Origin of the sequence: Sphingobacterium athyrii (genome assembly GCF_003071065.1) — a bacterium.
GTDB lineage: Bacteria > Bacteroidota > Bacteroidia > Sphingobacteriales > Sphingobacteriaceae > Sphingobacterium > Sphingobacterium athyrii.
Genome location: NZ_QCXX01000008.1, coordinates 114986 through 129387 on the forward strand (window position 1 = coordinate 114986; position 14402 = coordinate 129387).

Here is a 14402-nt window from a genome sequence, read left to right on the forward strand (position 1 = left end):
GTATTGAGATTTTACTTAGACAAGCCTACAGCTTACCAAGTGCATCTATTTTTTATTTCTATCTTTTAATTATTTAGTATTGACATTTTACTTATGCAAGCCTGAGACCTACCTGATACCTCTATTTTTTTAGTATTTAGCTTATGGATCAAAGAACAAGGTCTTAGTAACTAACATAATAATCTTTCGGAAACTGTTCCGCATTCCAGCATTTCTGTGAGGTCCATTTCTGTGGGGCGCATGTCCAGAACTCATCCGTAGCCGGTAATCCTAGCGGCAGGAACGACAGCGATGCCACATACATTGATCCGGCGTTGGTATAATAGTCAGCTAAATTTGACTGTTGGTCTCCAACCACTCCCATACGGAGCCATCCCGAAGGAGCAAAAGTTTTGTCAATATAAATGTGCCTGAGTACCGCCGTAAGGGCCGCCCTCACCTGACCTTTTGAGATATCTTCCGGCAGTTTATCCTCTAAAGCTACTGCCGCCAAAGGCTGAAAGGCCGCATTCTTATAGGTAGAGGACCGCCCAACGACCACATAGTGTCCTTCAGGCGATATCATCCGTTCCAAATGATGTGCATAACGCTGCATGCGTTTATAGGCGCGTTCATACATTTCCTTGTATTTTCCACCCGCAGAAATATTATGACGAAGTGATTCGACCTGCATGCAATGGATCACGTATCCATTATAATGATCAAAGCTAAAACGTGCCCCATCACTATACCAGCCATCACCAACATACCATTCCTGATCAAATTTATTGACCGCATAGTCTATTTTCTCACGCGCACATTCTTCGCCAGCGCTATATAAGAAAGTTTCGGTCATTGCAGCAAAAAGCAACCAGTTACTTTCATTAGGTTTAATCTTACGTAGCAGTTTAAATTCTTCGACAACCCTTTTCTTTGTTACCTGATCCAATGGTTCCCAAAGTGCCTTGGGAGCTCTTAGGAACGCAAGGGCGAGATGTGCTGCATCTACCAGCGTTTGTGATGAAGGACCCCGCCATGTAAAATAATCCGGAGATTTAGGATCTACACCATATTGGATTCCCAATAAAGCTTGATCACGTAATTTCTTACGCAATTTACCTTCTTCAGTGCTGTCATCCGCTAAAGCCAGCCAAGGTGCCATACCTGCCAGCAATCGACCGAAAGCTTCGAGGTAACCAACCCCGGGATCTCTGCTGTCAAAAGTAGGACTTACCTCCATCGGCATCTTTTTGCGCCATTGCTGCTTGCTGATATTATCCAATATCGGTGTGGCCATCTTGCTTAGAATTGAAACCCAATAAGCACGGTCATTCCCCGTATAGCTTATACTTTCATCAGGTAAAACACCTGCCTTCGCGCCCATCGGCAACGAGGCCGTCAATGCACCAACGCCAGCGCCACCTAACAATTTTAATACAGATCTTCTCTTCATCGATAATGGTTTATAAATAAACGTGTGCTCAATACAGCCTCACAAAACATTAAAAATCTTTATTTTAATACAAAAAAACAAACTAAAAAGAATCAATCGCCCTAACAAACGATTGCACGAGCGATTGATTCATAAAATTGTTACAACTTAAACCTTACTGCCATTTTGGATTCTGCACCAGATTCGAATTTAAGGACAATTCCGTAATTGGAAGCGGCCAGAGATAATCACGAGCAGGATCAAATTTTCTTGTGGCCGCAGTCTGTGCAATCACATATCCTTCAGGGGTAAGATTCACAACAGGCTGTTCCGCATATTCGCCTTTGAAAAATTGAATACCAAGTGTGGGCAATGGTAATACCTTTTCTGCGATTTTCCAGCGGATAATATCCCAATAGCGGTGTTCACCTTCCATTGCAAATTCGACTCTACGCTCTCTTCTAATTTCTTCTAATATATTCAACTGATGCTCTCCAGCAAAAGCATTTGTCAATTTGGGCATGCCTGCACGCTCACGAACTATATTTAACGACTTATTCAAGTCAGGATCTGAAATATTTCCATCCAGTTCATACACTGCTTCTGCATATGACAACAGTATTTCAGGATATCGGATAATTTTATGCTCATTGAAACTGGCTTGGTTCACCCAATCCGTATCATTAAAATATTTGAAGGTTTTATATCCCGTTTGCGTAAATGAAAACATAGGCTGGTATTTAGAACCATTGATATAAGTATCTCCTGTTTTAAAAACAGTCATTGCTAGACGAGGATCCCTATTTTCAAATTCAGTTAAGGTGCTTACACTCGGTTTATAATAAGGCGATCTATTCACCCCCTCTCGAGGCAAACCATCGATATACAAGTAAGCGTCCACTAAATAACGCGTGGGTGTAATTGCTCCTTGTTCTATATTCCGGCTATAATTATGCGTTGATATTCTATCCGTCATATCTTTCCCATATAAACGGGGTAAAATAACCTCCTTGTTAACATAACCATTGCCTTCTTTCTGAAAAAGATAATAATAACTCAGCTTAGGGTTGTCTGCATAAGTAAAAAGCTTAAAATAACCCGTTGAAATAATATCATTGGCGGTATTTTTCGCTATTGTCAAGTGTTTATTAGCATCTCCCAACTGATGATATTTTTCAAAAGTTCCTTCAAAAAGTGCAAGCCTAACCTTAAGAGCCTGTGCAACACTTTTATTAATTCGACCATAATCTGTCGATTTCGTTGCACTAGCTTCAGGTAAATTTTGGATTGCATAATCCAAATCACTATAGATCAAATTAATAACCTCTTCCCTAGTGCCTCTAGGCGCCTGAAGCAGCTCATCACTCAGATCTATAGTTCGAGTTATAATCGGCATTCCGCCAAATCTTTTCAATAATTCACCATAGGCAAAAGCTCTAAAAAATCGCGCTTCCGCACTATATTTCGTAATAATACTTGCATCTAGAGTCATCTGTTGCGCTTTTTCTAGCACAGTATTAACAGCACGAATAAGCTGATAATTATTTGTATAATCTCCACTAGTATTGGGCACCAATCGAGAACCATCACTGATTGAATTGTTACCTGTAGAACGAGAATCATCAGTCCAATTTGCTGCACTATTTTCGCCTATTCCTGGCAAGAAGGTATAAAGATAATTAACACCCATCAACAAATGCTGCTCGGTTTTCCAAAACGATGCGTCAGTCACTCTTGTCTCATCTATCTTATTATCTAAATCCTTCATACATGATGAAAGCAGGAAATTAGCGAACATAATCAAGCCACCCAATTTTACAGCGCTCTTTATAAGATTTTTTGATCTATTTACTTCAATTTTCATAATTTTCTTTGGTTTTAAAACGTAACATTTACCCCCAATGTGTATGAACGGAAAAATGGATATCCGAATGCCTGTCCATTTGGCGTTTCAGGATCATAATAAGGATTCCATGACTTTTTAAATTCAAATAAATCCTCCCCCGAGAAGAATACTCTTAAACGTTCTATCTTAGCTTTTGTGGTCAGTTCTTTTGGTAAAGTATAGCCCAATTGGATATTTTTCATACGTGCATAAGCTCCGTTTACCACCCATTTATCCGATATCCTTGTATTACTTCCGCCACCCATGACTGGCCTTGGGAATGTTGCATTTGGGTTTTCTGGAGTCCAGTAATCTTTATGTATTGCCCAGGCCTGGCGCCAACTTTCAACATAAGGAAGGGTCAAAACGGAAGGTAGTAAAAACTCTCTTTTCCCAACCCCTTGAATAAACGCGCTAAAGTCAAATCCTTTATAATTAAAACCTAAATTTAGACCAAATGAATAGCGTGGGTTCTGTGTTCCAAGATATACTAGATCGCCTGGATCCTCTAAATTACCTTTCCCTGAAGAAATAATCTGATCACCGTTGACATCAACATAGCGGATATCTCCAGGTCCCAAATTAGGATTCTGATGATTTACCTTATTATTACTAACCTCTTCTGCATTTTGGAAATACCCATCTGTACGATATCCAAAAATCGAATTCTTCGAATATCCTTCTAAAAGAGAAACAAGACCGCCACTTACGTTGGTTCTATTCAAAAATTTAACAACCTTATTGTTATTATCTGATAAGTTAGCCCCAATAGTATAATTAAAATCCTCCCCTATTTTATCACGCCAATTTAAGCTCAATTCCCAGCCCCAAGATTTAAAATCGCCAATATTTGAACTTGGGCTGCCGATACCGAATACACCGGGTTGCGTAATGACGCCGTAAGTCCCTTTAGTTTCTCGCCAAAAATAAGAGAATGATCCATCGAGTTTTCTATTAAACATAGCGAAGTCCAACCCGACATCAGTATTTGTAACCTTCTCCCATGTCCTTAAAGGTGAGGCTGCACTTCCAATCCAATAGTAGGTATTTCGCACATTATTAAAAGGATATGAATCCCCCTTAGATAGTGCATTTATATAATCGTAATTGCTTGCTCGGGGATTATCGCTATTTGGGTCATTGGCCTGTTTACCCCAAGCTGCTCGCAATTTTAGTTCATTGAATATTTTAGAAGCATTTCCAAACCAAGATTCATTATTTATCCTCCATCCCGCAGAGACACCGGGTAAAGTGATCCAGCGGTTGGCTGGTGATAATCGTGAGCTTCCTTCTCTATTTAGCGTCCCTTGAATAATATATTTTTGGTCAAAAACATATTGCGCGGTACCAAAGAAAGAAATCAATGTATTGGTTTGAATATTATCCCCAACACTGGTGTTATTTTTATCCCCAAATTGACTTAAAGCCAAAACATCATCTGTTGGAAGATTCGAGGCTGACGCACCAATATAATCGTAACGATAATCGTCATAACGGTAGCCTCCACGTACTAATACTTCATGTTTTTCATTAAAAGTACGATTATACTCACCTACTGCTTGCCAATTATTCGTTAATGTTTGAGAACGTCCCTTAATGATTGAATTAAGATTAATTCCCCCTGCCCATCCAGTTCGTCCATTTACATTATACATCGGAACTGGTATTCTGGTATTATTATCATTTTCGACTACTATCCTTGGACTATATAAAACGCGTAGTTTTAAACCCTCCGTAAAAACATCCTTTGCTCCAAGCTCAAAACTACCGCCAATTTCTTGAATGACATTATTGTTACGTCCACCATCCTTCAATAACCCAACAGTTTCCCCAGCAGCACTTCCGGCAGCATATTTTGTATCACCACTTTCCGGAAGATATATGGGACTTATACTCCTTGAAGAAACAATATTATAAATCAATCCATAATCATTACTGGCGCCCAAAACACTTGTATTTCTCTCCGATCTACTGTATAATATTTTAGAATCCAAGCTAAACATCTTGGAAAGTTCTCTATGATAATTAAAACGTCCATTCAAACGTTTATAGTCATCTGGACCAAATCTAAAAATCCCTTTATCCGTGATATAGCCCAAGGAAAACAAGTAATTATCCTTTTCTGTACTTCCGGATATTGATAAATTTTGATTTAAACGTGTTGATTTATCTTTCAGTAAAATCTCTGGATAATTATAATTGCCAAAATATTGATATGCGGTGGGGTTAGTTGGGTTAATCCTATAATATTGATTTGGATCTTTCATCAGAGCAATTAACTCCGCTGACCAATCCGGAGATTGACCGGCATTGATACGGGCGAGGTTCTGCATTTCAGCCTCCTCCCAGCTATTAATTCGCTCCGGAAAAAGTCCCATCTTTTTTGCCGTCCACATCCCCTGATAATTTACCTTCAATTTCCCCTGACCGGATTTTGTCGTCACGAGGACAACACCAGCGGCTCCTCTAGAGCCGTATATAGCTGTTGCCGAGGCGTCCTTAAGAATAGATATACTTGCGATATCGTCTGGATTGGTATAGGTTAGACTACCAGGAACACCATCGATAAGCACTAAGGGATTAGATGAACCCGTAGACAGATCCCCACGAATGTTAACAGAAAAGCCCTCTGCACCAGGCTGTCCACCTGAACGAGTCACAACCAAGCCCGGAGCGGCTCCTTGCATGGCCGACATTACATTGGATATGGGACGGGAATCCAGCACTTTTTGATCTATTGTAGATACCGAACTCGTCAAATTCGCCTTTTTCTGCGTTCCATACCCCACAACAACAACTTCATCAATCGCCGAACTAGAGTTCTCGAGCGTTAAGTCAACAACTTTGCGACCGTTGAGGGTTATCTCTTGGTTTTGATATCCCACATAAGAGATTACTAGTGTTGCGTTGGGACTTACGGACAAGGAATAGGTTCCCGATCCATTTGTGGAGGTTGAGAGTGTTCCTCCCTTCTCTCGAATTGTAACACCTGATAGTGGTGTTCCTTGACTGTCTTTGATTTGTCCTGTAACATTTACTTTCTGTTGGGCGTTAGCGACACCAACAGCAAATAATGTCATAGCGGACAATCCAATTGCGTAAAACTTAGCCATACTTTAGGAAATTGGTTTTATAATTTAAAAATCGGTTGCTTAACAGTATCAAAATTGGGCAAGTGCAACTATTCAATAGGGTGATTTTTATAAATATTAAGGGGTAAAATCTTAAATTTGAACCATAACCGCTATTTATCTATGAATTTCCTCATAAAGCAGATCCAAAACATGGTCATTATCACATGGCTACTTTGCCCATTTATGTCTTGTTTGGGCCAGAATTTCAGTTTTGAGACACTAACACAGGAAAATGTATTAGATAAACAGGCAGTTTTGACTATCGCACAGGATAAAAAGGGAAAACTTTGGTTTGGCGGAGGGAATAATCTGTTTGTTTACGACTCACAAACTATTATAAACCTTCGTGTTCAAGATAGCATATTCAACAAATTGGATTATATTAATAAGATTTGTATAAATGACAAAAATGATCTTTTTATAGCTACCGCAACACAAGTATTTATTTTCAACATAGACAAACGAAAGGCTGTATTGAGGAAAGGAAAGCCTTTTATAGAAAAACTCGTTGTCTCGGATATACAAATTCTCTCAGGCCAGATCTTTTTATGTACAAATAGAGGTCTATATATAGCTATTCCAGCTTCAGGCTCCTATGATTTTAAATTAATTTTAGATCGTCCTCATACGCAGACTATAGTTCAAACAGGACCAGACTCGTACACGATAGCTAGTTCCAACGGTCTCGAATCATTTGTATACAACAACAAACGAATATCTAAAATCCATAACCTAGGGTTCCCCGTATTACCGCTAAAGGAACGAATCTTTAGTACAATGCATTTTAAAGACAACATGCTCTGGGTAGGGACAAAATTACATGGTCTATTTCTGTTCAACTTTTCCAGTGGAAATTGGAGGAATCTAAGAGAAGAAAATAGTAACCTCCTGAGTAATAACGTTCGTAAAATCATCAGAAACGCAAATGGGGAGCTATTAATCGGAACGTTGAAAGGTCTTTCTGTTTTCAAGGGCTCTCCTGTTTTCACAAATTACAAACATAATACATCCATCAAAAACTCGCTCAGTCAAAATTCGATTTATGATATCTTTGTCGATAATCAAAATGTTATCTGGCTAGGAACATATTTTGGAGGTATTAATGCAGTTTATCCTGATTTGATCCCTATCCGATCCTATTCTACACGTTCTTTATTAAATCAACGTTTGAATAGCGATATCGTGGGCAGTTTTGCAGTTTCCAAAAATGCGGCCTGGATAGGCACTGAAGAAGAAGGAATCAATAAAATTGATAAAATTACGGGGAATACCAGTCCACAACCGAATTTGACCCGATCAAACCTGATAAAAGACCTCTATGTCCGGGATGAAAAATTATATGCCGCACAATATGGTGGTGGCTACTCCATCATTGACCTAAAATCGGGTAATACCAAAAATTATCTCCTCGAAAAGGATCTCTTAAACCTGAAAAACAATATTTATAGCATTTACGTGGATCCAGCACAACGAATCTATTTAGGTACAAATAAGGGGCTTTACATTACGGAACAGGAAAAACCACCACAGTTTGATTCCTCGCTCGCAGCAAATACAATAGATGAGATACAGGCAGATGATAAACAACAGATTTATTTCCTGCAATCAGGAAAACTATACCGGAAAAAGACGTTTAGTACTACTATCCAACCCATAAAGCAAGTTGATTCACTTTACATCAATGGATTTCATGTAGCACCCAATGGCAATATTTGGCTTACTTCGAACGGGGATTTATATCATTTCGATCTTAAAGATCGTTTAATCCTTATAGCACGCTTCCCCAACAACACGCTAGGCTGGCCAGTGATGATCGACAAACATTTCTGGATCAGCAGCAAAAATGGACTGATTTTCTTCGACCCAACGACAAAGTATCATACTGTCCTTAATCAGTACGATGGTCTCCCCGTTAAGAATATGCTAGGAGCAAAGGTCTATAACAGCGACGCCGGTGTTTTATTCGTGACTACACTGAACGGTCTGGTTTCCATCGACACCCGAAAAATCACTTTTAATCAGAAGAAACCAAATGTGCTTTTTAGAAATATATTCCTTGAAGATACCCCATTAAACTATGGCCGCATCCAACAAGGTGATCGGTCCAACAGCTATCAGTTGCAATTACGTTATGACGAGAATTTTATCACGGTCAATTTTTCAAGTTCCAATTTTATCAAACCACAAAAAAATAGATATCGTTATAAGCTCGAAGGTTTTGATAAAGACTGGATAGAAACCAATACCCCAAGTATCAGATACACCAATATCCCCGAGGGGCGGCACACACTGACCGTATATGCCAGCAATAATGACGGCGTCTGGAGCAGTACTCCGCTACAAATACATATCGCTATAAAACCTCCGATCTGGCGCACCTGGTGGGCCTACCTCTTATATGCCGGACTATTTACCCTCGGGGTGCATTTTGTCATTAAGTTTGTTGTGGAACGCCAGATGCTGATCAATTCCGAACGGGAACAGGAAAAGAAAATCAAATTCTTTACACAAATTTCGCATGAAATCCGTACGCCGCTGACCTTGATCACTGCACCTCTGGACGAAATCATTACCGAAACCGCCAATTTAACGACCACCCAGTCTAAGATCAAACGGATTAAAAAGAATGCTGCTAAATTATTGGGGGTTGTTAACGAACTACTTGATTTCAAAAAATTTGACGACAAGCACTTCATCCTGAAACAAAGCGATATCCCTTTCAGAGAATATATTGAAGACACATTTTACCTCCTCAATGATCTTGCGCAGAATAAACATATCAATTATTATATCCGGAAATTGGATGCCGTAGGGTTACAATCCATAGACCCTGTTCAATTTGACAAGGTCATGTTCAATCTATTGTCAAATGCCATTAAGTATACGCCCGAGAATGGCACCGTTTATCTTGAACTTCTTGAGAGTGAAGACAGCATCATTATCAACATCGTTGATAATGGCATTGGCATTGCAACGGACAATCAATTCAAGATCTTTGAAGAATACTATCGGGAAGAACAGGCAAACGACAGCATAGGTACCGGAATCGGATTAGCGTTGACCAAACAGATTATCCTACAGCATCAGGGAGAGATCCGTTGCTTTACAATGAAAGATGAAAAAGGAGAATGGACGGTGTTTAACCTACGTTTGCCAAAGCTATCGAAAGTCCGCGTGTCATCTCCTACAGACTCCATGACGACCGCAATAGATCATTCAAATTTAGCAACTCCGACAGCCCCGGACAGATCTTTGCAACAGACCATCCTCATTGCCGAAGACAATAGAGAACTACTGGATACCATTGTTCATTTGTTTCAGGACAGCTATACCGTCATCACGGCTGTCAATGGCGAAGATGCATTAACAAAAGCGCTAGAATACATCCCCGACCTGATCCTGTCTGACCTAATGATGCCTTATATGAATGGAGCTCAGTTATGCCGGGCAATAAAGACAAATATCACAACTAGCCATATTCCCGTTATCTTGCTGACCGCAGTGACAGACAGTGACTCACAGACACAGGCCCTACAATTTGGAGCAAACATCTATCTAACCAAACCTTTTGACAATAGGCTATTGTTTCTATCTGTGCAGAATCTCATCGCAATCAGCCGTAAAAAGAGCAGGGAATTTCAGGTTAAAAAGACAGATTTCGACAATGAACTGGATGCGCAATTTATTGCCTCATTGGATCAACTGATCGAAGAAAATATACAGTCAGAAGATTTTGACGTTAACTTTATATCCCGAAACATGGGAATGAGTGCGCCTATTCTCTACCGCAAACTCAGAGCAATATCCAATCTCTCTATCAACAATTATGTCAAGATGTACCGCCTTAATAAAGCCAGAGTGTTGTTGAAATCTTCGATGAATATCAGTGAGGTCGCTTATGCCGTAGGATTTTCAGACCGAAAATATTTTAGTAAAGAATTCAAGAAACAATTCGGACATAACCCATCTGAAGAAACCTCAGCCGCAGAGCAAGACGGTTAAAACCGTTCTTTAAACTGGGATAGTTAAAATAAAGAAGCCACATTTTATGCTAAAATATGGCTTCTTTATTTTGTGAGATACCTATTTATTTTACAATTTCCTTAATTATTGGCTCACCCGCCAATAATCTCTTATAGCGCACCAATGCTTCTACATAATAGTAGTCAGCGTAGGTCAAAGGCACATCCACTTCTGAATTCAAGGGTAAAGCACCAACACTGTGTTGAAGAATATAGCCACCATTTTGACCGTAAGCTGCCAGATAAGGCGCTTGCGATAAATTTTTTATCATCGTTTCGGCTTTATCCAAGTAATTTGTGGATTCAGTACCTTTTGTATATTGAGAAAGCTCCAATAGCGCCGAAGCATACAAAGCTGCTGCCGACACGTCTCTTAAATCTTTATTAGGATACATCTTATCAGATGAAGCAATTTTATCCTTGTCAAAGTCCCAATAAGGAATCAGATCTGAAGGTAAGTTTGGATTGTCAAGGATATATTTCGCTATCTGTTGCGCCTGCTTCAAAAATTCCTTCTTCTTTGTTTCACGGTACATCATCGTGTAACCATATAAAGCCCAACCTTGGCCACGCGACCACGCAGACTCATCAAAAGCACCCTGATGTGTTTTTTTGGATCGGACCTTACCCGTATTTTTATCATAATCGATCACATGATACGAACTATAATCTTTTCGAAAATGATTTTTTAGCGTCGTTTCGGCATGCGTGACAGCAATATCATAATACCTCTTATCACCTGTTACTTTAGAGACCTGGGTCAAAAACTCCAGGTTCATCATATTGTCTATAATGACTGGATAGTCCCAAGCTCCGTGATCCCATGAACGAATAGTTTTTGTTTTCTGGCTATAGCGTGATGCCAATGAATTGGCCCCCGTCGTTAAAACCGGTTCGTATTTCTGTGTATTCCCGGTCAACCGAAGGGCATTTCCAAAACTACAGAACAGCATAAAGCCCAGGTCGTGCGTACCCTTATTGTTCTTCTCCTTCTCCAGGTAGGTCAATTTATCTTCGGCACTTTGTAATAGTTGCTGATCTTTGGTTCCTTCATATAGATAAAATAAAGTTCCGGGATAAAATCCCGAACACCACCAACTTGATGACGAAAAAACCTCCTTCCCATTTTCAAATGTTTTTGGAAATTTATCCTTTGGCGTTTCTTTATCCAAAACCTTTATCTGCTTGGCAGCGCCATCAAGTTGCTGCTGAATAAACTCCTTCGAGAGTTTCAATTTTTCCGTTTGCCCATGGGCCAGACTGCTTGTTCCCAAAGCAGCCCATACGATCATTAAGATTTTCTTTTCTAGTCTCATTATTTATATTCCCTTTTTTACGTTATTGATTTTTAAGTCTTCGCACTATTTATTTTCACGGATGGCCGCTGTGGCACCTTTATCGAGTTCTAATAGGATCAACCCATCCGCTTCTTTCGTGTACTGTCCCTTTCCAAGTATTTGAACGGATGGGTTCACTATATCAAGCTTGAGTTTTAATGATCCTCCATATTGACTTTTAATCTCAACGGCTACTGTGGCTCCATTTTGTCGTCGTGCTGAAATCAAATGGCCGCCATCCGCCAAAAAGTGCCTGAACGAAACATCTTTCCATCTACTTGGAACTGCCGGAAATACGCGTAATATTCCGTTCCAATATTGTAGGCACAATTCCTGTATACTTGCCATCGCAGCCAGCGGGGTTTCGATCACAGGACCACTTTCTGCATATAAGGTATTCGGTCTGATATATTTGTTCAACAAAACATCCAATGAGGCTAAAGCAGAATCGCCACGCCCCATCATCGCATACATGGAAGCAGCCCCCGTAAATGAATAGCCTTGGAGCCATTGCTTTTTGCTCTGCCAATGCGCGATGGATTTTTCGATCAATCCCCTATTCTCCCTTTGATCCCAGTTCACATCATAAAAAGGATAAATCATCATAAGATGCGAATAATGGCGATGTGATTCATCATAGGGTACATCTTTGGCAATCATAAAACCATCACTGTTTTGTGGATATTCAACCAGATGGGTTAGCACATCCTCCCATACAGCATGAAGTGGATCATTACCCCCTCGCTCATCGTCTAGTTCCAGAAGTGTTTTTAACCCCCACTTTAAAATGGACAGATCATAATTTGTATTGTAAGCAAATCCCTTCGCATATTCCGGTGAATAAGTTTTAACAGCGATATGGTATTTTCCCATTGCATCTTTTTCCATGAGATGCAAATGGTAGTTGACCGCTTCCTTCAAAAGTGAAAAGAGACGATCGTATACTTCTCGCGACAATGTTGCCCGATAATACTGATAGTAGCTATGCAGTAGCCACACCAGATTGCCAAGTTCTTTATCACCATCAGAAGCTTTTTCAAGGGCGACGCCTTTTTGCAGTAACACGGGGCTCCATAAATCCGGCCCCGATGATCGGCCTATGGCGATACTATTATAACGATAGGGCTCCGGAACATTTAAGCGCAAATTGTCTTTATTCCGGTCGATCATCTGTATCAGGGAATTGGAAATATCCAAATGATTTGCTTTAAAAGTCGGTGAATAAGCAAGCTGCATATTCAGATTAAGCCAATAAGCGGGCCAGGGCGTAGCGCTTGTCCAAGGACCTTGCAGATCCATGGCAGGTTTATCCGACCGCGTAGCACTCGCGAGCTTATACAATTGCATATCGTAGAAACCTTGGTAGATTGGATCCGGCAATTCAAGCGTAGATGCATTAAAATAGTCCGTCCACCATTGACGATGCTCCCTCAGACTGGCATTTATCTTCTCGGCATTAAATTTTTGGAGATAGTCAAGTGTTTTTCCGGTAAAATCTTTTCCGGCCTGACTGTAGCCAACTGTGATCACATAGGTATCAAGATCTTTGGACGAACGCAATAAGTAAGCAGTCGTATAACCGCCACCTGCTGTCAAGGGTTGTTCATAGAATTTTATCTGGCCCTGCTGTCCGTCGGTTCCGGTTGGATTGGGAAGGTAAGCCTTCGGTTTTTGGGTATAGCTAAATTTCATACGCGGACTGATTGCAGAATCGGCAATCCAATTGAGCGTATACCTTCCTTTAAAGTTCTTTTTTAATACCTCCAATAGAATAATGTTAGCATTAGAAAGTGTTGTGGTCTTTACGTTGATTGGTCCCTGATCAGTCACAATCGTCGCCACAGCATATGCATCCTTCAAATAGATATCCCCTTTGGCCTGTTCGATCGCACAGCTCAAATCTAGATTGAAGTAGCCCAGGGACAGACGGGCTTTGTCAAACAGTTTATCAGCTGAATTTGCGCGATGGTCATATACATCTGTTCGGCCGATGTCAACCCGCACTGATTTTTCCCCGGACAGGTAAGTCATGGTCCCCAATAGACCATTACCCGTGAATACACCCTCATATATGGTATTTCCGAGCGGAGCAACCTTAAATTGCCCAAACCCTGCCATCTGTAAAGCTAGGGTATAAATAACAATTAATAATAGTCTTCTCGGTCTCATCATATCGGTTTTCCTCTTTTCAAGGCTCCATAAAGATGCCGTATTATCTAAGTATAATCAAGCCTGATTTACGAAAACGATTAAGTACCTCCACAGGTTCCCTGTAGCATATCCGTTTATTTTTTTCCGGTGCCGCCAGTATGAAAGCAAACGAAGCAGACGATTCGGGCATTAATATGGACCAAATATCGTTTCGTTCCTTTCAAAAACGGTCAAATACTCGGATATTACCACTGGTGCGCCGGACTGCATTGCTGAAAACCTAGCCTCAGCAGGGAACTCATTTGGGAGCAGCTTTGTAACAATTCTGTCGCTAAATTTCCTTTTTCCGCAAGAGAACCAAACACTATATACGAAAGAAATGAGTTTAGAAGCATTCTTTTATTATTTTTTCACAAAACGAGAAGAAACAATACGTAAAAATTTAGTTATCAGTTTATATTT

The 14402-nt window shown here is 40.2% G+C and carries 6 protein-coding genes; 1 reads left to right on the top strand and 5 read right to left on the bottom strand.

The features are described 5' to 3' along the window. Positions 1-163: 163 nt before the first annotated feature. The 3 genes from DCO56_RS23880 to DCO56_RS23890 all read right to left on the bottom strand — a co-directional run bounded on the left by DCO56_RS23880 (position 164) and on the right by DCO56_RS23890 (position 6409). Positions 164-1432, bottom strand: coding sequence for a DUF2264 domain-containing protein (locus DCO56_RS23880; protein WP_108636214.1), 1269 nt, complete (start codon positions 1430-1432; stop codon positions 164-166). 154 nt (positions 1433-1586) lie between these two features. Continuing rightward, on the bottom strand, positions 1587-3275 hold the full coding sequence (locus DCO56_RS23885) for a RagB/SusD family nutrient uptake outer membrane protein (protein ID WP_219929440.1): 1689 nt from the start codon (positions 3273-3275) through the stop codon (positions 1587-1589). Positions 3276-3289: 14 nt separating this feature from the next. After that, on the bottom strand, positions 3290-6409 hold the full coding sequence (locus tag DCO56_RS23890) for a SusC/RagA family TonB-linked outer membrane protein (RefSeq protein WP_108636215.1): 3120 nt from the start codon (positions 6407-6409) through the stop codon (positions 3290-3292). A 141-nt stretch (positions 6410-6550) separates the two neighbouring features. Here DCO56_RS23890 and DCO56_RS23895 point away from each other — a divergent pair, with 141 nt between their 5' ends. Continuing rightward, positions 6551-10432 carry a hybrid sensor histidine kinase/response regulator transcription factor gene (locus DCO56_RS23895; protein ID WP_108636216.1) on the top strand — a complete coding sequence of 1294 codons (3882 nt, stop codon included), beginning with the start codon at positions 6551-6553 and terminating at the stop codon, positions 10430-10432. Positions 10433-10517: 85 nt separating this feature from the next. Here the strand turns inward: DCO56_RS23895 and DCO56_RS23900 are convergent, their stop codons facing one another. Next, positions 10518-11768 carry a glycoside hydrolase family 88 protein gene (locus DCO56_RS23900; protein ID WP_108636217.1) on the bottom strand — a complete coding sequence of 417 codons (1251 nt, stop codon included), beginning with the start codon at positions 11766-11768 and terminating at the stop codon, positions 10518-10520. A gap of 45 nt (positions 11769-11813) precedes the next feature. After that, the gene (locus DCO56_RS23905) at positions 11814-13961 is read right to left on the bottom strand and encodes a glycosyl hydrolase family 95 catalytic domain-containing protein (protein ID WP_146191127.1); all 2148 of its coding nucleotides are present in this window, start codon (positions 13959-13961) and stop codon (positions 11814-11816) included. Positions 13962-14402: the final 441 nt, after the last annotated feature.